The organism is Tabrizicola fusiformis, assembly GCF_013328815.1.
Classification (GTDB): Bacteria; Pseudomonadota; Alphaproteobacteria; order Rhodobacterales; family Rhodobacteraceae; genus Fuscibacter.
Map to the genome: position 1 here is coordinate 144,669 of NZ_JABUHN010000008.1, position 25,591 is coordinate 170,259.

The 25,591-nt window shown below is 64.2% G+C and carries 20 protein-coding genes; 13 read left to right on the plus strand and 7 right to left on the minus strand.

The window, feature by feature from the left end; translation table 11 throughout:
* Positions 1 to 100: 100 nt before the first annotated feature.
* Together HS053_RS14300 and HS053_RS14305 are read left to right on the plus strand one after the other, a co-directional pair.
* On the plus strand, positions 101 to 1,921 hold the full coding sequence (locus HS053_RS14300; protein WP_174211936.1) for an autotransporter assembly complex protein TamA: 1,821 nt from the start codon (positions 101 to 103) through the stop codon (positions 1,919 to 1,921).
* Positions 1,921 to 5,430 (plus strand): translocation/assembly module TamB domain-containing protein, encoded by a 3,510-nt coding sequence (locus HS053_RS14305; RefSeq protein ID WP_174211937.1) that lies wholly within the window; start codon positions 1,921 to 1,923, stop codon positions 5,428 to 5,430. The genes HS053_RS14300 and HS053_RS14305 overlap by 1 nt, the downstream gene beginning before the upstream one ends.
* Here the strand turns inward: HS053_RS14305 and HS053_RS14310 are convergent.
* Positions 5,427 to 6,701, minus strand: coding sequence for an ROK family transcriptional regulator (locus tag HS053_RS14310; RefSeq protein ID WP_174211938.1), 1,275 nt, complete (start codon positions 6,699 to 6,701; stop codon positions 5,427 to 5,429). The two genes, HS053_RS14305 and HS053_RS14310, sit on opposite strands and share 4 nt — an antisense overlap.
* 214 nt (positions 6,702 to 6,915) lie before the next feature.
* Between HS053_RS14310 and HS053_RS14315 the strand changes: the two genes are divergently transcribed.
* The 7 genes from HS053_RS14315 to HS053_RS22535 all read left to right on the plus strand — a co-directional run bounded on the left by HS053_RS14315 (position 6,916) and on the right by HS053_RS22535 (position 15,664).
* Entirely contained in the window at positions 6,916 to 7,941 is a 1,026-nt protein-coding gene (locus HS053_RS14315) for a substrate-binding domain-containing protein (RefSeq protein WP_174211939.1), read from the plus strand.
* Positions 7,942 to 8,086: 145 nt separating this feature from the next.
* Positions 8,087 to 9,406 carry a sugar ABC transporter permease gene (locus tag HS053_RS14320; protein ID WP_174211940.1) on the plus strand — a complete coding sequence of 440 codons (1,320 nt, stop codon included), beginning with the start codon at positions 8,087 to 8,089 and terminating at the stop codon, positions 9,404 to 9,406.
* Between the two features lie 12 nt (positions 9,407 to 9,418).
* Entirely contained in the window at positions 9,419 to 10,183 is a 765-nt protein-coding gene (locus tag HS053_RS14325) for an ATP-binding cassette domain-containing protein (protein ID WP_174211941.1), read from the plus strand.
* Positions 10,183 to 11,619: a xylulokinase gene (gene xylB / locus HS053_RS14330; protein ID WP_174211942.1), complete on the plus strand. Its 1,437-nt coding sequence runs from the start codon at positions 10,183 to 10,185 to the stop codon at positions 11,617 to 11,619. The genes HS053_RS14325 and xylB overlap by 1 nt, the downstream gene beginning before the upstream one ends.
* Positions 11,616 to 12,917 (plus strand): xylose isomerase, encoded by a 1,302-nt coding sequence (gene xylA / locus HS053_RS14335; protein ID WP_174211943.1) that lies wholly within the window; start codon positions 11,616 to 11,618, stop codon positions 12,915 to 12,917. The genes xylB and xylA overlap by 4 nt, the downstream gene beginning before the upstream one ends.
* Before the next feature lie 65 nt (positions 12,918 to 12,982).
* Positions 12,983 to 14,011, plus strand: coding sequence for an L-glyceraldehyde 3-phosphate reductase (gene mgrA, locus HS053_RS14340; RefSeq protein WP_174211944.1), 1,029 nt, complete (start codon positions 12,983 to 12,985; stop codon positions 14,009 to 14,011).
* Positions 14,012 to 14,014: 3 nt separating this feature from the next.
* The gene (locus HS053_RS22535; protein WP_174211945.1) at positions 14,015 to 15,664 is read left to right on the plus strand and encodes a glycoside hydrolase family 3 protein; all 1,650 of its coding nucleotides are present in this window, start codon (positions 14,015 to 14,017) and stop codon (positions 15,662 to 15,664) included.
* On the opposite strand, the gene ubiG is transcribed toward HS053_RS22535, so the two are convergent.
* Positions 15,661 to 16,401 (minus strand): bifunctional 2-polyprenyl-6-hydroxyphenol methylase/3-demethylubiquinol 3-O-methyltransferase UbiG, encoded by a 741-nt coding sequence (ubiG, locus tag HS053_RS14350; RefSeq protein ID WP_174211946.1) that lies wholly within the window; start codon positions 16,399 to 16,401, stop codon positions 15,661 to 15,663. The two genes, HS053_RS22535 and ubiG, sit on opposite strands and share 4 nt — an antisense overlap.
* 61 nt (positions 16,402 to 16,462) lie before the next feature.
* Here ubiG and pip point away from each other — a divergent pair, with 61 nt between their 5' ends.
* The 3 genes from pip to aroC all read left to right on the plus strand — a co-directional run bounded on the left by pip (position 16,463) and on the right by aroC (position 19,748).
* Positions 16,463 to 17,443 carry a prolyl aminopeptidase gene (gene pip, locus HS053_RS14355; protein WP_174211947.1) on the plus strand — a complete coding sequence of 327 codons (981 nt, stop codon included), beginning with the start codon at positions 16,463 to 16,465 and terminating at the stop codon, positions 17,441 to 17,443.
* A 151-nt stretch (positions 17,444 to 17,594) separates the two neighbouring features.
* Entirely contained in the window at positions 17,595 to 18,587 is a 993-nt protein-coding gene (locus HS053_RS14360) for a TerC family protein (protein ID WP_174211948.1), read from the plus strand.
* A gap of 57 nt (positions 18,588 to 18,644) precedes the next feature.
* On the plus strand, positions 18,645 to 19,748 hold the full coding sequence (gene aroC / locus HS053_RS14365) for a chorismate synthase (RefSeq protein WP_174211949.1): 1,104 nt from the start codon (positions 18,645 to 18,647) through the stop codon (positions 19,746 to 19,748).
* Here the strand turns inward: aroC and HS053_RS14370 are convergent.
* Genes HS053_RS14370 through HS053_RS14380 form a run of 3 tightly spaced genes read right to left on the minus strand, consistent with a single transcriptional unit; the run spans position 19,745 to position 22,645 of the window.
* Positions 19,745 to 20,059 carry a 2Fe-2S iron-sulfur cluster-binding protein gene (locus tag HS053_RS14370; protein WP_174211950.1) on the minus strand — a complete coding sequence of 105 codons (315 nt, stop codon included), beginning with the start codon at positions 20,057 to 20,059 and terminating at the stop codon, positions 19,745 to 19,747. The two genes, aroC and HS053_RS14370, sit on opposite strands and share 4 nt — an antisense overlap.
* A 7-nt stretch (positions 20,060 to 20,066) precedes the next feature.
* On the minus strand, positions 20,067 to 21,359 hold the full coding sequence (locus HS053_RS14375; protein WP_174211951.1) for a type I glutamate--ammonia ligase: 1,293 nt from the start codon (positions 21,357 to 21,359) through the stop codon (positions 20,067 to 20,069).
* A gap of 29 nt (positions 21,360 to 21,388) precedes the next feature.
* Positions 21,389 to 22,645: a cytochrome P450 gene (locus HS053_RS14380; protein WP_174211952.1), complete on the minus strand. Its 1,257-nt coding sequence runs from the start codon at positions 22,643 to 22,645 to the stop codon at positions 21,389 to 21,391.
* A 72-nt stretch (positions 22,646 to 22,717) separates the two neighbouring features.
* Here HS053_RS14380 and HS053_RS14385 point away from each other — a divergent pair, with 72 nt between their 5' ends.
* Positions 22,718 to 23,404 carry a type 1 glutamine amidotransferase gene (locus HS053_RS14385; protein WP_174211953.1) on the plus strand — a complete coding sequence of 229 codons (687 nt, stop codon included), beginning with the start codon at positions 22,718 to 22,720 and terminating at the stop codon, positions 23,402 to 23,404.
* Here the strand turns inward: HS053_RS14385 and ilvA are convergent.
* A complete protein-coding gene (gene ilvA / locus HS053_RS14390; RefSeq protein WP_174211954.1) occupies positions 23,397 to 24,644 on the minus strand; it encodes a threonine ammonia-lyase IlvA in 1,248 nt (415 codons plus the stop codon). The genes HS053_RS14385 and ilvA overlap by 8 nt on opposite strands.
* Positions 24,645 to 24,680: 36 nt before the next feature.
* Positions 24,681 to 25,451, minus strand: coding sequence for a hypothetical protein (locus HS053_RS14395; protein WP_174211955.1), 771 nt, complete (start codon positions 25,449 to 25,451; stop codon positions 24,681 to 24,683).
* Between the last annotated feature and the right edge of the window lie 140 nt (positions 25,452 to 25,591).

Sequence of the window (25,591 nt, forward strand, 5' to 3'; positions counted from 1 at the left end):
TAGATGCCTATTGCAGGCCCGGACCGGGAAATTGATCTGCGGCGGATTGCCCTTTGCGGCCAAGGCTGGGATAATCCTACAACCACTTGTGGGGGATGCGATGTTTGGTGTTGGCGCCCGGGGTCTGGGCCGAGTTCTGGTGCTATCGGCGGCCTTCGGGCTGATCACCCCCGGGGCGGGGGCCTTGGAAACACTGGTTTTTCGGGCGCCCGGCGCAGACAAGGCGCTGGAAGACATCCTGCGGGGCGCATCCGTCCTGCTGGGTCAAGAGAAGGCCGGAAACAGCGCGGCACAAGATCTTTTCGCTGATGCGCGGGCCGAATACGGCGCCCTTTTGAATGCGCTTTATGCCGCCGGGCATTACTCGGGCGTGATCCACGTCTATATCGACGGGCGCGAGGCGGCGTCGATCGCGCCCTTGGACGCGCCTTCACGGATCGACCGGATCGAAGTTGTGGTCGAACCCGGCCCGGCTTTTACCTTTTCGCGCGCCAGCGTCCATCCCCTGCCGCGCGATGCCGAAATCCCCCAGGGATTTGCCCCCGGCAAACCCGCCGAAAGCGGTCAGGTTCTGTCGGCTGTCACAGCGGGCATCGACGCCTGGCGCGGCGAGGGTCATGCCAAGGCGCGCGCCGCCGCGCAGGATGTGGTGGCCGACCACCGCGCGGCCACGCTTTCGGCCGATGTAACGCTGGACCCCGGCCCGCGCCTGCGCTTTGGCCCGCTGACGATCGAGGGCAACAAAAGGATGCGGACCGAGCGGGTGCGCGCCATCACCGGCCTGCCGGAGGGTGAGGTCTATGACCCCGCCGAGCTTGAGGCCGCAAAGTCGCGTCTGCGTCGTTCGGGCGTCTTCAGCTCGGTCACCCTGACCGAGGCCGAGCGGATCCTGTCGCCCGACCTTCTGCCGATCACCGCCACGGTGATCGAGGAAAAGCCCCGCCGCTACACTTTCGGCGCCGAACTTGCCAGTTTTGACGGCGTGTCGCTGACCGGCGGCTGGCTGCACCGCAATCTGTTCGGCGGGGGCGAGCGGCTGCAGATTTCCGGCGCCATCACCAATATCGGCGCGGCAACCAGCGGGATTGACTATACGCTGGGTCTGACCCTGTCGCGCCCGGCCACATTCACGCCCGACACCACGCTGACCTTTGAAACCACACTGGCCAAGCTGGACCAAGAGGATTTCGCCGCCGACCTCTTTGGCGTCACGCTGGGCCTGAGCCATGTGTTTTCCGACAGCCTCTCGGGCAGCGCGGGCTTTGGTTACGAATATGCCCGTGTCACGGACGAAACCGGCGTGAACCTTTATCGCAACCTGTCGCTGCCGCTGGCGCTGACATGGGACCGGCGCAACAGCAAGACCGACGCCACCAAAGGCTTTTATGTGGATGCCAAGCTGAAACCCTTCCTTGGCTTTGGCATCACCGACAGCGGAGCGCGGCTGGCGCTGGATCTGCGTGGCTATCGCGGTTTTGGCGACGAAGAGCGTTTCGTGCTGGCGGCGCGGGTGCAGGCGGGGGCGATATTGGGTGCCAGCCTGCTGGGCACGCCGCGCGACTATCTCTTCTACTCGGGCGGCGGCGGCACGGTGCGCGGGCAGCCCTATCAGTCGCTGGGCGTGAATGTGCTGCGCAACGGGCCGGACAGTTTCCGCACCGGGGGCACCCAGTTTCTGGCCGCCTCGATTGAGGGGCGGGCGAAGATCACCGAAAAGATCGGCGTGGTCGGTTTCTTCGATGTGGGCCGGGTCGATGCGTTGGGCTTCTTCGGCGATGTCGGCGACTGGCACGCGGGCGCCGGGCTGGGCCTGCGCTATGCCACCGGCGTCGGGCCGATCCGGCTTGACCTTGCAATGCCCGCGGGTGGCAAGACCGGCGACGGACTTCAAATCTATGTTGGCTTGGGGCAGGCGTTCTGATGCGGTATCTGGTTCTTGCCATCGGCCTTTTGCCGCTGCCCGCGCTGGCCGATGACCGTGGCTATCTGCAGGCGCTTCTGGAAGACAATCTTTCCGGCGCCGGGCGGCAAGTTTCAATCACCGGCTTTGCCGGGGCGCTGTCGTCGCGGGCGACGATCGAACAACTGACCATAGCCGACGATACCGGGGTCTGGCTGACGCTGAAGGATGTCGCGCTGGACTGGAATCGGTCGGCCCTGCTTTCGGGCGCAGTTTCGGTCAACGAACTCTCTGCTGCCGAAATCGTGCTGGACCGCCTGCCGCAGCCGGGCGAAAGCGCCCCCTCGCCCGAGGCAGGCACCTTTGCGTTGCCTGAATTGCCGGTTTCGGTGGATATCTCCAAGGTCGAGGCGAAACGGATCGTGCTGGGCCCCACCGTTCTGGGCAGCGCGGTGGAGGGCAGCTTTGCCGCCTCGGTCAGCCTGATCGGCGGTGAGGGCAAGGCCAGCCTGACACTGGATCGCACCGACGATGGCCCCGAGGGGGCGATTGCGCTGACAGCCGATTATTCCAATGCCAGTCAGCGCCTGTCGCTGGACCTGTCCGCGCGTGAGGGCGCGGGTGGCATCGCGGCCACACTTCTGGGTTTGCCCGGCACACCTGCCGCTTCGCTGGAAATCCGGGGCGAAGGGCCGTTCAGTGACTTTGCCACCGATGTGGCGCTGGCCACCGACGGGGTGGACCGGCTCGCAGGGCAGATCACCGTCAAGGCGGCAGACAAGGATGCGACCGCCTTTGCCGCCGATCTTTCCGGCGACCTCGCGCCGCTCTTCTTGCCGGAATATGCCGAATTTTTCGGCAACCGCGTGGCGCTGGAGGTGACTGGCCAGCGTGAGGCGGACGGGCGGCTTGACCTTGGCAAGCTTGACCTTTCGGCAAAGGCGCTGACCCTACAGGGCGCTTTGTCACTGGGCGCCGACGGGCTGCCGCGCAGTTTCGCGCTGACCGGGCGGATTGCGGCGGCGGATGGGGCGCCGGTGCTGCTGCCGCTGACCACCGATCTGCCGGTGCGGGTGACCTCGGCCGACATCACGCTGGGCTTTGACGCGGCGCAGGACGAAGGCTGGCGTGCCTTGGCCAGCATTCAGGGGCTGGACCGTGCGGATTTCCGCGCCTCGCGGCTGACGCTTGCGGGGTCTGGCCGGATCGCGCGGGGCACGGCACCGCGGATCGGCGCCACCTTCCGCTTTGATGCCGAAGGGCTTTCTCCAACCGACCCCGCCCTTGCCGCGGCGCTGGGCAGTTTCGTGTCGGGCGATGCCGTGGCCTATTGGACCCAAGGCGACGGAGCCGTTTCAATCCCACGGCTGACCCTGTTGGGCGAGGATTACAGCGCGCGTCTGGGCGGGCAAATCACCGGACTGGACGCGGCGCTGACGATTTCGGGCCGGGCCGAGGCTGAAATGGCCGATATGGGCCGGCTGTCTGGCCTTGCCGGGCGTAAGCTGGGTGGAGCGGGCGTGGTCACCGTCTTTGGCAGTGGCAGCCCGCTGACCGGCGCCTTCGATGCTGAGGTGACTGCCGAGGGCACCGACCTTTCGGCGAGTATCCCCGAACTAGACGGCCTTCTGAAAGGCACCTCGCGCGTTGAACTTTCGGCTCGCCGCGACCAGACCGGCACCGAACTGCGCAAGCTGACCCTTGCCGCGACCAGCCTTGCGGCCACGGCGCAGGGCCGCATCGCCAGCAGCGGCGCCGATCTGACTGCCGATCTGGCCTTTGCCGATCTCTCGGTTATGGGCGCGCGCTATGGCGGGGCGCTCAAGGGCAAGGCACATCTGACCGGCACGCTGACCGAAGGTGCCGCCACGCTGGACGCCACCGGCAGCGGCCTGCGCATTGGCCAGGACGAGGCGGACAAACTTCTGGCGGGGCAAAGCAATGTTTCGCTGGAACTTGCGCTGAAAGAGGGTGCTGTGCAGGTGCAGCGGGCCGAAGTTTCAAACGCGCAACTGCAAGCCAGCGCCACGGGCGCCATTTCGGCAGGGGTCCAGACCCTGGACATCACGGCGCGGCTGGTCAATCTGGGCCTGATCCTGCCCGAATTTCCGGGGCCGTTCACGGTTGAAGGCAAAGTCAGCCAGCAAGCGGCAGGCACCGAGCTGCGCCTTGTCGGCAAGGGGCCGGGCGGTATTGATGCGGTGCTGGCCGGGCGGCTGTCCCCGGACTTCGCCAGCGGTGATCTGAGCGTGACAGGTAAGGCGCAGGCGGCGCTGGCCAATGCCTTTATCGCACCGCGCGCAGTTCAGGGCGGGCTGGGGTTCGATCTGCGGCTGAACGGGCCGCTGGCGCTGTCGTCGCTGTCGGGCACCGTCAATCTGGCCGAGGGCCGGCTTTCTGACCCTGCCCTGACCTTTGCCTTGCAGGGTATCGCCGCACGGGCCGATCTGCGCGGCGGGCGGGTGGTGCTGGATGCCACGCTGCCGGTTACCACGGGTGGCCAGATCGACCTGGCAGGCAGCGCCGGGCTGACCGCGCCTTTTGCGGGTGACCTGACCGTCGGGCTGCGCCGGGTGACTCTGCGCGACCCCGAGCTTTATGAAACCACGGTGAACGGCGATTTGCAGGTAAGCGGCCCGCTTGCCGGCGGCGCGCGGATTTCCGGGCGGCTCGCCCTTGCCGGGGCAGAGCTGCGCGTGCCTTCGACCGGCTTTGGCGGCGCGGCGGGCATCGAGGGGCTGCGCCATCTGGCCGAGCCTGCGGCGGTGCGTGCCACCCGTGCCCGCGCGGGGCAGATGGACGGGCCTGCCACCGGCGGAAATGGCGGCGGCCCGGCCTATGGGCTCGACATCACGGTGTCCGCGCCCAATCAGGTCTTTGTGCGGGGCCGCGGTCTTGATGCTGAACTGGGTGGCGAAGTGCGGCTTTTGGGCAGCACGGCGGCGGTGGTGCCTTCGGGCGCGTTCAACCTGATTCGCGGGCGGCTGGACATTCTGGGTAAGCGGCTCGACCTGTCCGAGGCGCTGTTGCAGATGGAGGGCGAGCTGATCCCCTATCTGCGCATCGTGGCCCAGACCGAGACCGATACAGCCACGGTCGGCGTGACCATCGAAGGTCCGGCGACCGATCCGAAGGTCAGCTTCACCTCGGTTCCCGACATGCCCGAGGAAGAGGTTCTGGCGCAGCTTCTGTTCGGGCAGACCCTGCAAAACCTGTCGGCGCTGCAGGCGCTGCAACTGGCCAATGCGGTGGCCACGCTGGCGGGCCGGGGCGGTTCGGGCGTGGTGGACCGGCTGCGCAAGGGCTTTGGCCTCGACAATCTGGACGTGAAGACTTCGGCGGCGGGCGGGGCCGAGCTGACGGCGGGCAAATACCTGACCCGCAACATCTATAGCGAGGTCACCGTGGACCAGAGCGGCAAGAGCCAGATCAACCTGAACCTTGACGTGTCCAAGTCGATCACGCTGCGCGGGCGGGCCAGTTCCGATGGCACCACCGGCGTCGGCGTTTATCTTGAGAAAGACTACTAGGCGGCGCTTTCGCGCCCGGCACCCAGAATGCTGTCGCTGACATGGGCCAGCGCCAGCGCCGCCGCCCCCTGGGACCACAGAAGATCGCCCCAGGCGTGAATCTCGATCGGGGTCGGCGGGCGGCCGGTGGGGATCACCAGATTGGCCATCTCGGCCAGCGTGTCTTCGGCGTAAAGATAGTCATAGCGCATCCGCTCACCCGAGAGGATGATCAGCGCCGGGTCGAACAGGTTCACCACATTGGCCAGCCCCACCGCCAGATAGCGCCCGGCCCGGCGAAAGATCGACCGGGCCGTCGCATTGCCCGCCTTGGCCTGGGCAAACAGGCTTTCCAGCAGAACCGAAACGCTCTGGCTTTCACGGTGGCCCCAGTTCAGCGCCGTCGTCGCCTCCCGCGCAAGGGCATAGTCGGCCAGATAAGCCTCAAGGCAGCCGCGCTGACCACAGCGGCACAACGCGCCGTCCAGTTGCACCTTGGTATGGCCGATCTCCATGCCCACGTTCCGCGCGCCACGATAGAGCCGGTGGTTCATCACGAACCCCATGCCCACGCCATGTTCCAGCGTGACCACGGCGAAATCCGACAGATCGCGCCCTGCACCGAACCACAGCTCTGCCATGGCCACCAGATTGGCGTCGTTATCGACGGCCACCGGAATCCCCAGCCGGGTCGATGCGGCGGCAGCCAGATGCACCCCCCGCTCGATCAGCACCGAGGACCACAGCACCAGACCTTCGGAAAAATCGACAAAGCCGGGCACGCCGATGCCCACCGCAGAAAGCTGATGCCGGGGCACCCCCGCCTTGGCGCAGACCCGCGACAGCAGGGTTTCCAGATCGTCCAGCAGGTCGCTGGTGCGCATCGGTCCGGGCTGACGCGGGATGGAATCATCGGCAATCATGTTGCCGGCAAAATCGACGATCACCGCCGTCTGCTCGCGGTCCGACAGCTTCATCCCGGCGACGAAATGCGCATTGGCCCGCACGCCCAGCGCCACCGCCGGCCGCCCGCGCCCCTGATCGCCGTCGCGTGAGGCGGAAACCTCTTCGATCAGCCCCGCCGCAATCAGTTCCGAGGTGACCGTGGTGACCGAGGCAGGCGAGACGCCCAGATCCTTGGCGACCTGCACCCGGGCAATCTGGCCCGCGGCGCGGACCCGCTCGAACACCTGTTGGCGCAGCGGGCGTTGCAGATCGGACAGCGGCGTGAACAGCGGGCCAGCGCCCCGCACCCCGTCTTTCGCAATCGCCTCTCTGTTCCGTCTCAGCATTATTTCGCCACTTGAACTAAACTTCGCGGTTTTCGCTGCAATGCCGCCTGATTTTGCTGCGCTGCGGCAGGTTATCGCGTTGTTTCTTGCGCTTCATCAGATTGGACTGCCATTTTTATTTTGACAACTGAATTTATTGGCGGCAATCTTTCCCCCGTTACGGCGAATCCGCCGAACCGGCCCGGGAGAGGCCGTTTCCATTGGGAGGAAATTCATGCGTAATGCGCTTCTCGTCGCCATTGCGGCGGTTGTCGGCTTTTCGTCGGCTGCCCTGGCGGAAGGCAAGAAAATCGGTGTGTCCTGGGCCCAGTTCCAGGAAGAGCGCTGGAAGATCGACGAAGCTGCGATGAAGGCCGCTATCGAAGCTGCCGGCAACGAATACGTCTCGGCCGACGCGCAATCCTCGGCTGAAAAGCAGCTTTCGGACGTTGACGCGCTGATCGCGCAGGGCGTGGATGCCCTGATCATCAACGCCTGGGACAAAGACGCCATCGGCCCGGCCGTGGACAAGGCCGCTGCCGAAGGCATTCCGGTCGTCGGCTATGACCGCTTGATCGAAGACAACCGCACCTTCTATCTGACCTTCGACAACGTTGGTGTGGGCCGTATCATCGCCCAGGAAGTCTTCAAGCTGGCGCCGAAGGGCAACTATGCCATCATCAAGGGCGACCCCGGTGACCCGAACGTCGGCTTCCTGCGCTCGGGCATGGAAGAAGTGATCGGCGCTGCGGTTGCTTCGGGCGATATCAAGATCGTCGGCGAAGCGAACTCGGACGGCTGGAAGCCCGAGAATGCCCAGAAGAACATGGAACAGATCCTCACCGCCAACAACAACGCCGTTGACGCCGTTCTGTCGCAGAACGACGGCATGGCAGGCGGTGCCGCTGCCGCTCTGGCCGCGCAGGGCCTGAACGTTCCGCTGGGTGGCCAGGACGGCGACCTTGCCGCGATCAACCGCGTGGCACGCGGCACGCAGACCGTTTCGGTCTGGAAAGACGCCCGCCAGCTTGGCAAGGCTGCCGGCGAAATCGCCTCGGCTCTGGCCGATGGGGCGGCGCTGGACTCGGTCGCCGGTGCGATCAAGTTCTCGGGCGGCGAGAAGGGCGTTGAAATGAACGCCATCCTGCTGACCCCGACGCCGATCACCCGCGAAACGCTGAACGTGGCGATCGACGCGGGCCACATCACCAAGGAAGCCGCCTGCGAAGGCGCGCTGCCCGACGTCGCTGCCTGCCAGTGATCTAGCCCTTGTCCGGCGCCGCTGACCTGCGGCGCCGGCTCTTTTCCAAGTCGGGTGGTTCTGCGTCCGCATCATGGCGCATCCCGCGCGCTGTTGCGCAGGCGGGCATCCCCGGCCAGATCCCTCTCACAGGTTGGACGAGGACATGAGCGACACCCCCCATTCCGCACAGACATCGGCGCCGGGCGAAGGCGGATTCCGCCGTTTCCTGCGCGCCACGGAAATTGACCCGCGCCTTCTGGGTATGCTGGGCGCCCTGCTGCTGATCTGGCTGGGCTTTCACCTTTATGGCGCGCTGGTGCTGGGCGAGGGATCGTTCCTGACGCCGCGCAACCTGTGGAACCTGTCGGTGCAGACCGCCTCTATCGGGATCATGGCCACGGGCATGGTTCTGGTCATCATCACCCGCAACATCGACCTGTCGGTCGGCTCCATCGTGGGTGTGGTGGGGATGTATACCGGCCTGTTGCAGGTGGAATGGCTGCCCCCCTCAATGGGGTTGGGCAATCCGATGATCTGGATCATCGCGGTGGTCTTCGGCATCGCACTGGGCACGCTGATTGGCTGGTTCCACGGGCTGCTGATCGCCTATCTGGCAATCCCCTCCTTCATCGTCACCCTTGGCGGCCTGATGATGTGGCGCGGCATGGCCTTTCTCGCCTCGAGCGGACGCACAATTTCGCCGGTCGATACGACCTTTGCTCTGCTGGGCGGCGGGCCCTACGGCTCTATCGGGGCGACGGGAAGCTGGATTTTGTGTGCCATCGCTTGTGCTGGAATCGTCTGGGCGATGATGCGCGGCCGCGCTGCGCGCAAACTGCACGGCTTTGCCCTGCGCCCGATGTGGGCGGAATATGTGGTCGCCGGGATCAGCGCCGGTCTGGTTCTGATCGCCACGCTGATCGTGAACGCCTACCCTTGGCCGAAAGGCATCCTGAAGGATTACTACGCCAAGCTGGGCCAAGAGGTGCCGGAAGGTGCATTTGTCGCCCATGGCTTTGCCTATCCGGTCATCATCATGGTGGTGGTGGTTCTGGTGATGACAGTCCTGATGACCCGCACCCGCTTTGGCCGCTATGTCTTTGCCATCGGCGGCAACCCCGAGGCTGCGGCGCTTTCGGGCATCAACACCCGCGCCATGACGGTCAAGATCTTTGCGCTGATGGGCGCTTTGGCCGGGATTGCCGCCGTCATCGCCAGCGCCCGCCTGAACAGCGCCACCAACGCGCTGGGCGATCTGGACGAACTGATGGTCATTGCCGCCGCCGTGGTCGGGGGCACCTCGCTTGCCGGGGGGGTCGGCACGATCTATGGCGCGATCATCGGCGCGCTGGTGCTGGTCTCGCTGCAGACCGGCATGGTTCTGATCGGCTTTGGCGACGGCTCTTACCGCAAGATCGTGATCGGGGTGGCGCTGGTTCTCGCCGTCTATCTCGACATCGTTTACCGCAAGCGCATCAAGTAAAGGGGCAAAGCCATGACAAAAGAAAATCGCGGCACCCCGCTTGTCGAACTGCGCGACATCTCGATTGCCTTCGGCGGGATCAAGGCGGTGGATCACGTCACCGTCGATCTTTACCCCGGTGAAGTCGTGGGCCTGCTGGGCCACAACGGCGCGGGAAAATCGACGCTGATCAAATGCCTTTCCGGGGCCTACAAGAAAGACTCGGGGCAAATCCTGATCAACGGGCAAGAGGTTGAAATCAACGACCCGCGCGACGCCCGCGCCCAGAACATCGAGACGATTTATCAGACGCTTGCGCTGGCCGATAACCTTGATGCCGCCTCGAACCTGTTCCTTGGTCGCGAGCTGGTGAACAAATGGGGGTTCGTCGATGAAACCAAGATGGAGGCCGAAACCCGCAAGATCATGGGTCGCCTGAACCCGAACTTCAAAAAGTTCAACGTTCCGGTTTCGGCTCTGTCGGGTGGTCAGCGCCAGTCGGTGGCCATCGCCCGCGCGGTCTATTTCAACGCCAAGATCCTGATCATGGACGAACCGACCGCCGCCCTTGGCCCGCATGAAACCCAGATGGTTGCCGAACTGATCGACGAGTTGAAGCGGCAGGGTCTGGGCATCTTCCTGATCGAGCATGACATCCATTCGGTGATGAAGCTCTGCGACCGCGCTTCGGTGATGAAGAACGGTCAGCTTGTCGGCACGGTGAACGTGAACGAGGTCACCGATGACGACATTCTGGGCATGATCATTCTGGGCAAGAAACCCGCCAAGGCCGCGTGATGTATATCGGGCTTGACCTTGGCACGTCGGGGCTGAAGGCGGTGCTGATCGGCGCGGACCAGAAGGTTCTCGCCGAGGCCACTGCCCCACTTGAGGTGTCGCGCCCCCATGACGGCTGGAGCGAGCAGGCCCCCGCCCATTGGATTGCCGCTGCCGAAGCAGTGCTGGACGCGCTGGCACCGCAGGGGCTGGCGGGGGTGCGCGGCATTGGCCTTTCGGGGCAGATGCATGGTGCGACCTTGCTGGACAAGGCCGACGACGTGCTGCGGCCCTGTATCCTGTGGAACGACACCCGTTCCCATGCCGAGGCGGCGGCGCTGGACGCCGATCCCCGCTTTCGCGCGCTGTCGGGCAATATCGTTTTCCCGGGCTTTACCGCACCGAAACTCGACTGGGTGCGCCGGCACGAGCCTGCAATCTGGGACAAGGTTGCCAAGGTCTTGCTGCCCAAGGATTACCTGCGCCTCTGGCTGACCGGAGAGCATGTGGCGGAAATGTCCGATGCCGCCGGGACAAGCTGGCTGGATGTCGGTGCGCGCGACTGGTCGGATGATCTTCTGGCGGCCACGGGCCTAAGCCGCGCGCAGATGCCGCGGCTGGTCGAAGGGTCTGCCGTGTCGGGTGTGCTGCGCCCGGAACTTGCCGCGCGCTGGGGCCTGCCTGCGGGCGTGGTCGTCGCGGGCGGCGGCGGCGACAATGCCGCCTCGGGCGTGGGCGTGGGCGTGGTCCGCGCCGGAGAGGCGTTCGTCAGCCTTGGCACCTCGGGCGTGCTGTTTGCCGCCAACAACGGCTATCAACCGGCGCCGGAAACCGCCGTGCATACCTTCTGCCATGCCCTGCCCGAAACATGGCACCAGATGGGGGTGATCCTTGCTGCGACCGATGCGCTGAACTGGTATGCGCGGCTGGTCGGGCAGGATGCCGCCACGCTGACGGGCGAACTTGGCACCTTCCGCGCGCCGTCGCGCACCCTCTTCCTGCCCTATCTGGGCGGAGAGCGGACGCCTTTGAACGATGCCGCCGTGCGCGGCGCCTTCATGGGGCTGGAACATGCCACCGACCGCACGGCAGGCACCCGTGCCGTGCTGGAAGGCGTGACCTTTGCCATCCGCGATTGCCGCGATGCCCTAGCCGCCACCGGAACCCGGCTGGAAAACCTGATCGCGGTGGGGGGCGGCTCGCGCTCGGACTACTGGCTGAAGGCGATTGCCACGGCGCTGGATTGCCCGGTGCTGCTGCCTGTCGCAGGGGATTTCGGCGGAGCCTTTGGTGCCGCACGCCTTGCCCTGATGGCCGCCACCGGCGCCGGGGCCGAGATTGCCAGCCTGCCCGCCATCGCCCGCAGAATAGAGCCTGATATGGCCCTTAGAGACGCATTCGACGCGGGCCATGCCCGCTATCGCGCCGCCCAATCCGCCGCAAGGAACCAGCCATGACCGATTTCTTCAAATCCATCCAGCCGATCAAATACGAAGGCCCGGAAAGCACCAACGAATTTTCCTTCCGCCATTATGACCCGGACGAAGTGCTGCTGGGCAAGCGGATGGAAGAGCATCTGCGATTTGCCGTCGCCTATTGGCATTCTTTCGCTTGGCAGGGCGGTGACCCGTTCGGCGGCCAGACCTTTGAGCGGCCGTGGTATGCCGACACGATGGAAGGCGCCAAGCTCAAGGCCGATGCGGCATTCGAGCTGTTCGACATTCTGGGCACGCCGTTCTACGCCTTCCACGATCTTGACGCCCGCCCCGAGGGGGCAACTTTTGCCGAGTCGAAGCGCAATCTGGAAGAGATCGTCGATTACCTCGGCAACAAGCAGGCCAGCCACAAGGCCAAGCTGCTCTGGGGCACGGCGAACATGTTCACCCATCGCCGCTGGATGTCGGGCGCCGCAACCAACCCCGACCCCGAGGTTTACGCCTATGCCGCCGCGACGGTGAAAAGCTGCCTTGACGCCACGCTGAAGCTGGGCGGACAGAACTATGTCCTCTGGGGCGGGCGTGAGGGCTATGAAACCCTCTTGAACACCGACCTGAAACGCGAGCGGGCCCATGCCGGGCGCTTCCTGCAACAGGTTGTGGACTATGCCCACAAGATCGGCTTCAAGGGTTCGATCCTGATCGAGCCGAAGCCGCAGGAACCGTCCAAGCATCAGTATGACTATGATGTTGCAACGGTTTACGGCTTCCTCAAGGATTTCGGGCTTGAGAAAGAGGTCAAGGTCAATATCGAGCAGGGCCATGCCATTCTGGCCGGCCACAGCTTTGAGCATGAGATTGCGACAGCCGCCGCGCTGGGTATTTTCGGCTCGATCGACATGAACCGGAATGACTATCAGTCCGGCTGGGACACCGACCAGTTCCCCAACAACCACGCCGAAAAGGCGCTGGCCTTCTATGAAATCCTGCGGGCGGGCGGCTATACCACCGGCGGCACCAACTTTGACGCCAAGGTGCGGCGGCAGTCGCTGGATGCCGAGGATCTGGTGCTGGCGCATGTCGGCGGGATGGACACCTGTGCGCGGGCGCTGCGCGCCGCCGCCTATATGTTCGAGGATGGCCCGCTGGAAGCCGCCCGCAACGCCCGCTATGCCGGGTGGGACCGCGAGGGGGCCAAGGCCATGCTGGCCCAGCCGCTGGAGGTGATCGCGCAGGCGGTCGAGGATAACAACATCAATCCCAAACCGCGCTCGGGCCGGCAAGAGCGGCTGGAAAACCTCTGGAACCACTATATCTGACGTGTCTAAATAGCTTTGGGGACGGCGGCGCGCTGCTGCCGTCCTTTCCATTTGAAGGGCCTGCCATGACCTATCTTCCCGCCGAAAACCGCTATGACCGGATGGTTTACCGCCGCTGTGGCCGCACGGGGCTGATGCTGCCCGCGATCAGTCTGGGCCTGTGGCACAACTTTGGCCATGACACGCCCCATGCCACAAAACAGGCGATCTGCCGCACCGCCTTTGACCATGGCATCACGCATTTCGACCTTGCCAACAATTACGGCCCGCCGCCCGGTTCCGCCGAAGAAGCATTCGGCGAGATTTTGCGGAATGATTTCAGCGGCCTGCGGGATGAACTGATCATTTCATCCAAAGCCGGTTACCGGATGTGGGACGGCCCCTATGGCGAATGGGGCAGCCGCAAGAACCTGATTGCGTCCTGTGACCAAAGCCTGAAGCGGATGGGGCTGGATTATGTGGACATCTTCTATTCCCACCGTTTTGACCCTGACACGCCGCTTGAGGAAACCATGGCTGCGCTGGACCATATCGTGCGCTCGGGCCGGGCGCTGTATGTCGGGATTTCCAGCTATAACAGTCAGCGCAGCCGCGAGGCGGCGGCCATTCTGAAATCGCTGGGCACGCCCTTGGTGATCCACCAGCCCAGCTATTCCATCCTGAACCGCTGGGTGGAAACCGATGGGCTGAAAGATACGCTGGCCGAATTGGGCGTGGGGTCTATCGCCTTCACGCCGCTGGCGCAGGGGATTTTGACCAAGAAGTATCTGGGGGGTATTCCGGCGGGCAGCCGGGCGACGCAGGGCAAATCGCTGGACCCAAAGACGATTTCCCCGCGCGCCATCGAATCGGTGCGGGCGCTGGATGCAATGGCACAGGCGCGGGGGCAGACGCTGGCGCAGATGGCGCTGGCCTGGGTGCTGCGCCACGGCGGCATCACCAGCGCGCTGATCGGGGCATCGAAGCCCGAACAGGTGGTGGATTGCGCGGGCGCAGTCGGCAATCTGGACTTCACCGTTGAGGAACTGGAGCGGATCGACGCGATTTCGGAAGAGAAAGACATCAACCTCTGGGCAAAATCCTCATCGGAGTAAGCGATGGATCACCTGCGCCGCGCGCCGTTTCATCTGGATGACGAAGCCATCGCCTGGGTGGCGGCGACGCTGGCCGGCCTGACACCCGACGAAAAGGTCGGGCAGCTTTTCATCCACATGTCGATGGGGCAGGATCCGCAGGAGCTGGCGCGCCTTGCGCGGCTGCATCCCGCCGGGGTGACCCGGTTCTTCACGCCGGATATACGTCACGAAACGGCCTTTATGGACGATATTCGCGCGCAGGCGCGGGTGCCGCTGCTGATCTCGGCCGATCTGGAAGGCAGCCGGATGAGCCTGCCCTTCGGCACCGAACTGCCCAATCCGCTGGCGCTGGCGGCGGTGGATGATGTGGCGGCCACCAGCACCATCGGCCGGATCATGGCCGAAGAGGCCCGGGCAATCGGGATCAACTGGAGCTTCACTCCGGTTCTGGACATCAACGCCGCCTTTCGCAGCCCCATCGTGGCGACGCGCGGTTTCGGGGCAGATGTGGCACGGATCGAACGGCACGCTCTGGCCCAGATCGCGGCGTTTCAGACGGCAGGTGTGGCGGCAACGGTCAAGCATTGGCCCGGAGAGGGCCATGACGACCGTGACCAGCATCTGGTGACCACGGTCAACCCCCTGACGCTTGAGGATTGGGAGGCCAGCCATGGGCGGCTTTACCGCGCGGCGATTGCTGCGGGGGTGATGTCGGTGATGTCGGCCCATATCGCCTTTCCGGCTTTCGTCCGCAGTCTTGACCCAGAGGCGGGGCTTGAGGCGTTTCGTCCGGCTTCGGTCAACCGGGTTCTGAACCAAACCCTGTTGCGCGAGCGGCTGGGTTTCAACGGTCTGATCGTATCGGATGCCACACCGATGGCCGGGTTCGGGGCCTTTGGACCAAGGGCGCAGATGCTGCCCGAAGTGATCGAGAATGGCTGCGACCTGATCCTGTTCTCGCCCGATCCCGCGGCGGATTTTGCGCTGATCTCGGATGCCGTCCGGTCGGGGAAGATCAGTGCCGAACGGCTGGAACAGGCTCTGATCCGGGTGCTGGGGCTGAAGGCGGCGCTGGGGCTGCATCGCGGCCCCGCGGCGCCTGCGGTGGCGCTGGCCCCCGAGGCGCATCGGGCGGCGGCGCGGGCGGTGACCGCGCGGGCGCCGACACTGGTCAAGGATGTGCAGGGGCTGCTGCCGCTGTCGCCGGGCCGGCATCGGCGGGTGTTGGTGATTTCGGGCGGGGTCATCTCGCCCATCCACCCCGAGCCGGCGCCGTTCGATCTGCCCGACCTTTTGCGTGCCGAAGGGTTCGAGGTGACGGATTACACCCCCGGAACACCCATCACCCGTGAGAGCTTTGATCTGGTGCTGTATCTTTTCGGCGAGGAAACCCTGCTGACCCGCGGCCGGATTTTTCTGGATTGGGCGCGGATCATGGGTGGGTTTATGGGCGCAATGGAGCGGGTCTGGCATGAGGTGCCGACGGCGATGATCTCGTTCGGCTATCCCTATATGCTCTATGACGCGCCACGCGCGCCCTGCATGATCAACGCCTATGCAACGATGCCCAGTATGCAGGCGGCGGTGCTGGAATGCCTGTTGGGCCGGGCGCCCTGGCAGGGGCGCAGCCCGGTCGATCCGTTCTGCGGGCTTGAGGATGCGCGGTTCTAGCGTTTGACGCTGGCGGTGACATAGTTCACCGACAAGTCGCGGTCCGACAGCGCCCAGCGCCACGACACCGGGTTGAACACCATGCCCTTGCGGTCTACCGGATCAAGCCCCGCATTGCGGATCAGCGTGTAAAGCTCGTCCGGGGTGATGAACTTGGCCCAGTCATGCGTGCCCTTGGGCAGCCAGCGCATCACCCATTCCGCCCCGACAATCGCCATCATGAAGCTTTTCGGATTGCGGTTGAGGGTGGAGCAGATCATCAGCCCGCCGGGTTTCAGCAATTGCTGACAGGCGGTCAGATAGGCCAGCGGATCGGCGACATGTTCCACCACTTCCATGTTCAGGACGACATCGAACCGTTCGCCCGCTTCGGCCAGCGCCTCGGCGGTGATGTTGCGATAGTCGATGGTCAGGCTGGATTGCTCGGCATGAAGCTGCGCCACCGGAATGTTGCGCGGCGCGGCATCGGCGCCCAGCACATCGGCGCCCAGCCGCGCCATCGGCTCGGACAAGAGGCCGCCGCCGCAGCCGATATCCAGAATCCGAAGCCCGGCAAAGGGCGCCCGCGCGGTCAGGTCACGCCCGAATTCGGCGGCAATCTGGCGGGTGATGTAATCGAGCCGGCAGGGATTCATCAGATGCAGCGGCTTGAACTTGCCATTCGGATCCCACCATTCGGCGGCCATCGCCTCGAACTTGGCAACTTCGGCGGGGTCGATGGTGTTGACGGCGGGCATTGCGAACTCCTTGCACACGCGCGCCAAGCGGCGCAGTCTGTGCCCCGTATATAGGACGGACATGGACCAGAGATCAGGCCAAAAGCGCGCAGTCGAATATCTTTACCCCGCGATTGATCCCTTTGATCAGCGGGTGATGGACATGGGCGACGGGCACCGTGTGTTCGTTGAACAATGCGGCAATCCCGCGGGTGTGCCGGTTCTGGTGCTGCATGGCGGGCCGGGGGGTGGATGCAGCCCGGCGATGCGGCGGTATTTCGACCCGGCGGTCTATCGCGTGGTGCTGTTCGATCAGCGCGGCTGCGGCCGCTCGCGCCCCCATGCCAGCGTCGAGACGAACACCACATGGCATCTGGTCGCCGATATCGAGCGTATCCGGCAGGCGCTGGGGATCGAGCGGTTCATCCTGTTCGGCGGCAGTTGGGGGGCGACGCTGGCGCTGATCTATGCGATTTCGCACCCCGAACGGGCGGCGGCGCTGGTGCTGCGCGGGGTGTTTCTGGCGACGCGGGCCGAACTGGACTGGTTCTATGGCGGTGGTGCTGGTGGATTTTATCCCGACCTTTGGGCGCGGTTTCTGGCACCGATTCCGCCGGCCGAGCGGGGCGATCTGATCGGCGCCTATCACCGGCGGCTGTTCAGCGGCGACATGCTGTCAGAGGGTCGCCACGCCCGCATATGGGCCAATTGGGAAAACGCGCTGGCCTCGGTCCAGTCCGAGAGTGGCATGGGCGAGGGTCCGTCCGACTATGCCCGCGCCTTCGCCCGGCTGGAGAATCACTATTTCCAGAATGCCGCCTTTCTTGAAGAGGACGGCTGGATTTTGAAGAACCGCGGGCGGATTACCCATCTGCCGGCAACCATCGTGCAGGGGCGGTTCGACATGATCTGCCCGCCACATTCGGCATGGAAACTGGCCGAGGGCTGGCCTCTGGCCCGGCTTTGGATGGTGCCGATGGCGGGGCACGCCCTGTCGGAACCCGGCATCAGCGAGGCACTGGTGCGCGCGATGAATGAACTTCGCCCGCAGATCGCCCCTTGAAATGACGCAAGCGTGATCCATGTCTAGGGGGCAGACCGGGCCCCTCTGACGATATCCTATCGTGATGTCGGACTGCATCGAGTGCGCTCGATGGTCATGCCCGGTGTCTTTTCGGCTGCCCTCAGGCGTGCATTGCAACAATGAGGACGGTATGGACCTTCTGACGACGCTATTTCTGGGAACCCCGCTGTGGATGTGGGGAACCTTCATTGCCATTGTGATCGGCCTTCTGGTGCTGGACCTTGGCGTTTTGCACAAGGATGGCGAAACCGAGATCGGGGTGAGCGAGAGCCTCAAGCTTTCGTCGATGTATGTGACGCTGGGCCTGGCCTTTTCCGGCTTTGTCTGGTGGACCAAGGACTGGGATTCCACCGCGAATTACCTGACGGCCTTTGTGGTGGAAAAGACGCTGGCGATGGACAATATCTTTGTCATCGCGCTGATCTTTTCCTTCTTTGCCATTCCGCGCGCCTATCAGCACCGCGTGCTGTTCTGGGGCATTCTGGGTGTGATCGTGCTGCGGGGCATCATGATCGGCCTTGGCGCCACGCTGGTCGCGCAATATGGCTGGATCCTGTATATCTTCGCCGCCTTCCTGATCTTCACCGGCATCAAGATGATGTTCGTTTCCGAGGAAAATCATAGCCTTGAGGACAACCGCCTGCTGCGCTTCCTCAAGCGGCGGATGAATGTGACCGAGAGCTTGCGCGGCAATGCCTTCTTCGTCAACGAACCGCATCCGACCACCGGCAAGCTGACCCGCTATGCCACGCCGCTGTTTCTGGCGCTGATCCTGATTGAGGTGGCCGATCTGGTGTTCGCGGTGGATTCGGTGCCTGCCGTCTTCACCATCACCACCGATCCTTTCGTGGTCTATACCTCGAACATCTTTGCCATACTTGGCCTGCGCGCGCTTTATTTCGCGCTGGCGGCGATCCTGCATCGCTTTGCCTATCTGAAATATGCGCTGTCGCTGCTTCTGGTGTTCATCGGGTCGAAGGTGTTCATTGCCGACTTGATGGGTTGGGCGAAGTTCCCGCCCTCGTGGTCGCTGGGCATCACCTTTGCCATCCTTGGCGCGGGCGTGGTGTTTTCGCTGTGGAAGACGGCGCGCGATACCCGTCTGGCGCGGCCCGCCCAATAGCCTGCTTCCCCCCCGCCTGCGTTTGCGCTAGGCGGGGGGAACGATCAGGAGGGCGCTATGAGCTTCAACACCTTTGGCCATCTGTTCCGCGTGACCACCTGGGGCGAAAGCCACGGTCCCGCGATTGGCGCCACGGTGGACGGCTGCCCGCCGGGCGTGGCGTTGAGCGAGGCAGACCTGCAACCCTGGCTGGACCGGCGCAAACCCGGCACCTCGAAATTCACCACCCAGCGGAAAGAGCCGGATCAGGTGCGGATTCTGTCGGGGGTGTTCGAAGGTCGCACGACCGGCACGCCGATCCAGTTGATGATCGAGAACACCGACCAACGGTCAAAAGACTATGGCGACATTGCGCAGGCTTTTCGGCCGGGCCATGCCGATATCACCTATCATCAGAAGTATGGCGTTCGGGATTATCGCGGTGGCGGGCGGTCTTCGGCGCGGGAAACCGCCAGCCGGGTTGCGGCGGGCGGCGTGGCGCGGGCGGTGCTGGCGGCGCTGGTGCCGGGACTGCGGATCAGCGGCTATATGATGCAGATGGGGCCAAAGGCGATTGACCGCAGCCGGTTCGATGCCGCGGTGATCGAAGGCAACCCCTTCTGGTGCCCCGACCCGGTCGCGGCGGCAGATTGGGCAGTCTATCTGGATGAGCTGCGGCTGGCACATAACTCGGTCGGCGCGGTGATCGAGGTGGTGGCAGAGGGCGTCCCGGCGGGGCTTGGTGCGCCGCTTTATGCCAAACTGGACAGCGATCTTGCCTCGGCGATGATGTCGATCAATGCCGTCAAGGCGGTGGAGATCGGTGATGGCATGGCAGCGGCCTGCCTGACCGGCGTCGAGAATGCGGACGAAATCCGCATGGGCGCCACGGGGCCAGAGTTCCTGTCGAACCACGCGGGCGGCATCCTTGGCGGGATTTCCACCGGGCAGCCGGTGGTCTGTCGTTTTGCCGTCAAGCCGACCTCCAGCATCCTGACCCCCCGCCGCACCATCAACCAGCGCGGCGAAGAGGTGGACCTGATCACCAAGGGCCGGCATGACCCCTGCGTCGGCATCCGCGCCGTGCCGGTGGGCGAGGCGATGATGGCCTGCGTTCTGCTGGACCACCTGCTGATGGACCGCGCCCAGACCGGCGGCCAGCGCGGGCCGATTGGCAGCTAAGGCTCGGGCACATGCAGGATGATGCCGTCCAGCGCGGGTGTCATCCTGATCTGGCAGGACAGGCGCGAGGTGTCGCGCCGTTCCGCCTCGGCCACGTCCAGCATGGCATCCTCAAAGGTTTCCGGGCTGCCGGAGCGGTCGGCCCAGACGGCATCGACATAGACATGGCAGGTCGCACAGGACAGTGACCCGCCGCATTCGCCCACCACGCGGGGCACATTGGCGGCGACAGCGGCCTCCATCAGGTTCTGGCCTTCGCGGACCTCGGCGCTGATCTGGCGGCCGTCGGAGAGTATCCAGGTGGCTTTCATCGCGGCCTCACACATACCAGACATAGAAATCGCGCAGCGCGTCACCTTCCAGCGCGGCAGTCTTGTCCACCTCGGCGCGCTTCATGAAGATGTGGTTCTCGCACAGCCCCTGCCCCACGGCGGCGCAGAGCGCGGTGTCGGTAGCCAGATCGTCCATCGCTTCGCCAAGCGAGGCGGCAACGCCCTGCCCGGCGTCGATCCGGTCAAAGCAATCGCCTTCCTCCATCGGCAGCAGGGGATAGCCGCCCTCGAACCCCAGCCGTGCCGCCTGCAACACCGCGGCGACGGCGGTATAGGGATTGGCAGAGGCGTCCGGCATCCGGTGTTCCAGCCGGGCCTTCTTGCCGCCCTCGGCCGAAACCCGCACGGTCACGCCGCGATGATCCCCGCCCCAGTTGCACCAATAGCCGGAAAGCGAGGCCGGTTGCAGCCGCGCGTAAGACAGGGCCGTGGGCGCCACCAGCCCCGCCAATGCCTTGTGGTGCCGCATCCAGCCCGCGACGCAGCCCCGGGCCAGATCGTTCAGCCGGTCCGGCCCGCCCCGGTCGCCATTGGCAAGGGCGTTGTGGCCCTTGGCATCCTCAAACGACAGGTTGATGTGCATTCCTGAGCCGCCCTTGCCCGCAATCGGCTTGGGCAGGAAGGTCAACAAGACGCCGTGATCCAGCGCCACCTCGCGCGCCATCTGGCGGAAGAGGACAACCTCATCCACGGCGCGCACCGCCTCGTCATAGGAAAGGGTGAATTCGAACTGCGGGGTGTCATATTCGGCGGTGATCAGTTCAAGCCTGAACCCCGCCGCAAGGGCCGCATCCCAGATGGCATCGGTGAACCGCTGCGGATCGGTGAAATTGCCGGTGCCGTAAACCACGCCGCCGGGGGTGTCATAAGGGACAAGCTTGCCCTCGTCATCCTTGACCAGCGCGAAAGCTTCAAGCTCGATGCCGACTTTGGCGGTCAGCCCGTGCTTTTGCCAATCGGCCTGCGCCCGTTTCAGCGCACCGCGCGGGCAGAGCGGCAGGGGAAGGCCGTCATCGCCGTAAAGGTCGCCGAGGACGACGTTTGTGTCCGGCTCCCATCCGGCGCGAATCTCATCGGCCTTCCAGCGCAGGGCCATGTCGGGCAGCCCCTCGCGGCATTTGGTATGCGGAGCGTCGAGCAGCAGATCCTTGTCGTAATGCACCGAGAAGGTGGGCCGGGCGAACCGGCTTTCGTCATCGCGCATCTTGTGGGCGGGAAGGTATTTCCCGCGCATGATTGACAGATGGTCACAGAACATCGCACGCAGGCGGTCGGTCATCGGATACTCCCTGTCGCGGTCTGACGCCGCTATTGCATGGTGATGCGGACGGGCAGTTCCTTGATGCCGCCCACAAAGTTGGAACGCAGGAATTTTTGCTCTCCGGCAGGTTCGATCCTGCGGATCCGTTTCGCAAGCTCTTCGAAGAGAACGCGAACCTCCAGCCGGGCCAGCCACATACCAAGACAGACATGCGGCCCGCCTTGCCCGAAGGCGACATGGCGGTTCACCGTGCGGGCCAGATCGACGCGGAAAGGGTCGCTGAAGGCCGTTTCGTCACGATTCCCTGACAGGAACCAATACAGCACCTTCTGACCTTGCCGCACCTGTTTGCCATGAAATTCGAAGTCGCGGGTGGCCGTGCGGCGGAAATAGATCGCAGGGGTGGCCCAGCGGATGATCTCATCCGCCATCGTGTCCCAGACCTCGCCACGCTGCAATTGGCCCAGCAGTTCGGGCTGATGGGCCAGCGCCTGAATACCGGCTGCGATGGAATAGCGGGTGGTGTCATTGCCCGCAGCAACCAGAAGGCAGAAGAAGTTGCGGAATTCGTGTTCCGGCATGACCTGCCCGTCAGGGCCGGGCTGCAGGATAAGGTTGAGAACGCCCGAAGTATCGCCGCTTTCCGCCTTTTTGCGCATCAGATCCTTGGCATAGACAAAGAGTTCCGCCCCGGCCGGAGAGTTGAAGGGCATCATGCGAAATTCATCCGTTGTCATCTTGTCGAGGACGTGGCTGGTAAAGTCCGGGTCGGTATTGGCGATCAGCGCATCGCCACGTTCGACCAGCCAAGGCAGATCTTCGTCTGGGGTGCCGATGATGCGGCCCAGCATCCGCATGGGCAGTTGACGGGCGATTTCGCGGGTAGCGTCGAAGGTGCCCTTTTCCAGCGCCGCATCAAGGATGGGCCCGCACAGCTCGCGGATCAGCGGTTCGAACTGCGCAATGACGGGTTTCGAGAAGGCTTTGGCAACCTTGATCCGGGTCTGCATATGCTCGGGCGCATCGGTTTCCTGAAAGGTGCGGCGGGCGAGGTATTCTTCATAGGTCTGATCCTCCATTCGAATACCGCGGGCGGAGGAGAGAAGGTCGGGCTGCCCGTTCAGCGCCAGAATGTCCGCGTGGCGGGTAACCGACCAGAAACTTTCCCCCGCGCCCCATTCGGTCCAGTGCATCGGATCGTCGCGGCGCAGGCGGGCAAAGGTGTTGTGCGGCGCGCCGGCAGCAAAGGTGTCATGGCTGGTCAGATCGGCGTGGCCGTCATCGGTGGGGGTCCAGATCGTCACGGGCAGGCTCCTCTTGAGCGGCGGATACAAAATATGCTAATGACATTCATAAATATGTAAAGCGGGAAGATCATGCATATTGCGGTTCTGATGGCGAACACCGACGAAAGCGCCTTTGCGCAGGCCCATCCGCGCGATGGCGAGAAGTTCCGCGCGATGTTGCAGGGGTGCCGGGCGGATTGGCGGGTCACAGTCTTTTCGGTGAAGGACGGGGAGTTTCCGCCCGATGACGCCCGCTTTGACGGTTGGCTGATCACCGGCAGCCCGGCCTCGGTGAATGATGATTCGGCGTGGATTGGGCGACTTCTGGCGCTGATCCGGCGATTGGCGGACGAGGGGCAGCCGGTTTTCGGCGCCTGTTTCGGACATCAGGCGGTTGCAAAGGCACTGGGCGGACGGGTGGGGCCAAATCCCGGAGGTTGGGTGTTCGGGTTGGCGCGAACAGAGATGGAGGGCGTTGGAATCAGTCTCTATGCGGCACATAGGGAGCAGGTTCTGGATCTGCCGCAGGACGCTGTGGTGCTGGGCGGCAATGCGGAATGTGCGGTTGGCAGCTATGCCATCGGCCGGCGCATTCTGACCACACAGTATCACCCCGAGATGGGCCCGGAGTTTGTTGCCGCGCTGGTCGAAGCTTTTGCCGATAGACTGCCGGAAGAGGTGGTTGCACGCGCCCGCGCTTCGATCTCGGGGCGGCAGGCGGATTCGGACTGGATCGCGGAACGGATCGCGCGATTCTATGAAGAGGCGGTCAGATGAGGAATTCGGCCAGAATCTCGTCCCGGGTGATGTCGCGGTAGGCGAAAGCGGCGGCGTCAAGCTGCGCAAAGAGCGCCGCGAAATTCTCGGCCCGGGCGGTTTCGATGCCGATCAGGACAGAACCGAAGTTGCGGGCGGATTTCTTGAGATATTCAAAGCGGGCGATATCATCTTCGGGGCCCAGCATGGCGAGAAATTCCTTCAGCGCGCCGGGGCGCTGCGGCATCCGCAGGATGAAGTATTTCTTGACGCCGGAATAGCGCTGCGCCCGCTCCTTGACTTCTGGTAGGCGCTCGAAATCGAAATTGCCGCCCGAAGTGATGCAAACCACGGTCTTGCCCGCGATCTCCTCGGCCAGTTCGGGCAAAACATCGACGGAAAGGGCGCCGGCGGGCTCCAGAACGATGCCCTCGACGTTCAGCATGTCCAGCATGGTGACGCAGATGCGGTCTTCGGGGGCGAGGAGAACCTCTTCGGGGCGAATCCAGGAGAGATGGGCAAAGGTCTTGTCCCCCAGACGGGCGACGGCAGCGCCATCGACAAAGCTGTTCACGGTCTTGAGCTTGACCGGCTCGGCCGCCTGAAGCGCTGCGGTCAGGCTCGCACCGCCAAGCGGCTCGACAAAGCGGAAGGCGGTCTGCGGCGCCTCGGCCCGCAGATAGGCGGTGACGCCCGAGGCAAGACCGCCGCCGCCCACAGGAAGGATGACCAGATCGGGGGCGCGGCCAAGCTGATCGAGTAATTCGACGGCAACCGAAGCCTGACCCTCGATTACATCCTCATCATCAAAGGGGGACAGGAAATGCGCGCCCTTTTCCGCGCAAAAGCTTTGGCTGGCGGCAAGGGTCTGGTCGAAATAGTCGCCGGTCAGCACGATGCGGACTGCATCGCCGCCAAAGGCGCGGGTCTTGTCGATTTTCTGCTGCGGCGTGGTGACGGGCATGAAGATGGTGCCCTGAACGCCGAAATGGCGGCAGGCGAAGGCAACGCCCTGCGCATGGTTGCCCGCCGAGGCGCAGACGAAATGCCGCTGTGCAGGATTGGCGGCGCGGACCTTGCGCATTGCATTCCAGGCGCCGCGCAGCTTGTAGCTGCGGACTGGCGAAAGGTCTTCGCGCTTCAGCCAGATATCGGCGCCGAAGCGGCGCGACAGATGGTCGTTCCGCTGCAGCGGCGTGCGCGGAAAGAGATCGCGCAGGGCGCGGGTGGTGGAGCGGGCGGCATCGGCAAAGCTGGTCATATGTCAGGCTTGGCCGATGCAGGGCGATTGTGCAAGTCAGACCAGCGGGCGCTGTTCGATGTAATGGCCGTAAAGCGTGGTCAGGATCGAGACCCCGACCATCGTGACGAGCCAGTTGGTCACAAGCTGCCAGAGGATGGCTGTGATCATCAGATGGCCGAAAACCACCATTCCAATCAGGTTTATCACGAAGATCGCCCCGACGATGATCACCGTAAGTTCGGCAAGTGCCCGGTTGTCATGGGCCGTCGCGCGCCAGCCTGCCAGAACCTCGCTCTCGACGCCCAGCGCCTGACCCGGCAGCGCCGCAGAAAGCCGCAGGCCGGCAAAAACCAGCGGCAATTGCACGATCAGTGTCATCAGCAGGACGCCAATCAGGCCAAGCCCAAAGTGGAACAGGCCCGAAAAGAGGACGCCGACAATCATCCCCCAGACGATTGCGGGCAGCAGGATGATCAGGCCAAGCAGCAGGGAGCGCAGGAAATAGGCCAGCATCCGGTCCTGCCGGAAGGTGGGCAGAAGGTCTGGCTTTTCGTTGAGCAAAACATAGCGGTGCCAGCCGACGGCAATCCAGAGGCCGGTAGTCACGGCGACCAGTAGCGTTATCAGCATCCCAAGACCCATGCCGCCGGTCATGCCGCCAGCGCCCATTCCAGCCTGTGCGGCCATGCCGAGACCGAAGATCAGGCCGACAACGGCCTGCACCGCATAGAGCAGCCCCGAAACCCGGAGGGCACCTTCGAGATTGCCCGTGACCTGACGGACGGAGTGGCGGAATATCTGCAAACCCTTCAAATCTGGCTCCATCGGCTGAAATCCGGATCAGTGGCGCAGGAATGCCGCGGCAAGTCAACCTTGGGCTGCGGAGCTGCGAGGGCCCCCGTTGCGGGGCGCGCGGCTTGCCCTTTCGGGGATTTCCCGATAATCGCGGGACAAACCGCGATGGA

What these genes read in the sequence shown, in the direction of transcription:
- HS053_RS14300 (WP_174211936.1), top strand. Translation starts at nt 101, where the DNA reads ATGTTTGGTGTTGGCGCCCGGGGTCTGGGCCGAGTTCTGGTGCTATCG.
- HS053_RS14305 (WP_174211937.1), top strand. Translation starts at nt 1,921, where the DNA reads ATGCGGTATCTGGTTCTTGCCATCGGCCTTTTGCCGCTGCCCGCGCTG.
- HS053_RS14310 (WP_174211938.1), bottom strand. Translation starts at nt 6,701, where the DNA reads ATGCTGAGACGGAACAGAGAGGCGATTGCGAAAGACGGGGTGCGGGGC.
- HS053_RS14315 (WP_174211939.1), top strand. Translation starts at nt 6,916, where the DNA reads ATGCGTAATGCGCTTCTCGTCGCCATTGCGGCGGTTGTCGGCTTTTCG.
- HS053_RS14320 (WP_174211940.1), top strand. Translation starts at nt 8,087, where the DNA reads ATGAGCGACACCCCCCATTCCGCACAGACATCGGCGCCGGGCGAAGGC.
- HS053_RS14325 (WP_174211941.1), top strand. Translation starts at nt 9,419, where the DNA reads ATGACAAAAGAAAATCGCGGCACCCCGCTTGTCGAACTGCGCGACATC.
- xylB (WP_174211942.1), top strand. Translation starts at nt 10,183, where the DNA reads ATGTATATCGGGCTTGACCTTGGCACGTCGGGGCTGAAGGCGGTGCTG.
- xylA (WP_174211943.1), top strand. Translation starts at nt 11,616, where the DNA reads ATGACCGATTTCTTCAAATCCATCCAGCCGATCAAATACGAAGGCCCG.
- mgrA (WP_174211944.1), top strand. Translation starts at nt 12,983, where the DNA reads ATGACCTATCTTCCCGCCGAAAACCGCTATGACCGGATGGTTTACCGC.
- HS053_RS22535 (WP_174211945.1), top strand. Translation starts at nt 14,015, where the DNA reads ATGGATCACCTGCGCCGCGCGCCGTTTCATCTGGATGACGAAGCCATC.
- ubiG (WP_174211946.1), bottom strand. Translation starts at nt 16,401, where the DNA reads ATGCCCGCCGTCAACACCATCGACCCCGCCGAAGTTGCCAAGTTCGAG.
- pip (WP_174211947.1), top strand. Translation starts at nt 16,463, where the DNA reads ATGGACCAGAGATCAGGCCAAAAGCGCGCAGTCGAATATCTTTACCCC.
- HS053_RS14360 (WP_174211948.1), top strand. Translation starts at nt 17,595, where the DNA reads ATGGACCTTCTGACGACGCTATTTCTGGGAACCCCGCTGTGGATGTGG.
- aroC (WP_174211949.1), top strand. Translation starts at nt 18,645, where the DNA reads ATGAGCTTCAACACCTTTGGCCATCTGTTCCGCGTGACCACCTGGGGC.
- HS053_RS14370 (WP_174211950.1), bottom strand. Translation starts at nt 20,059, where the DNA reads ATGAAAGCCACCTGGATACTCTCCGACGGCCGCCAGATCAGCGCCGAG.
- HS053_RS14375 (WP_174211951.1), bottom strand. Translation starts at nt 21,359, where the DNA reads ATGACCGACCGCCTGCGTGCGATGTTCTGTGACCATCTGTCAATCATG.
- HS053_RS14385 (WP_174211953.1), top strand. Translation starts at nt 22,718, where the DNA reads ATGCATATTGCGGTTCTGATGGCGAACACCGACGAAAGCGCCTTTGCG.
- ilvA (WP_174211954.1), bottom strand. Translation starts at nt 24,644, where the DNA reads ATGACCAGCTTTGCCGATGCCGCCCGCTCCACCACCCGCGCCCTGCGC.
- HS053_RS14395 (WP_174211955.1), bottom strand. Translation starts at nt 25,451, where the DNA reads ATGGAGCCAGATTTGAAGGGTTTGCAGATATTCCGCCACTCCGTCCGT.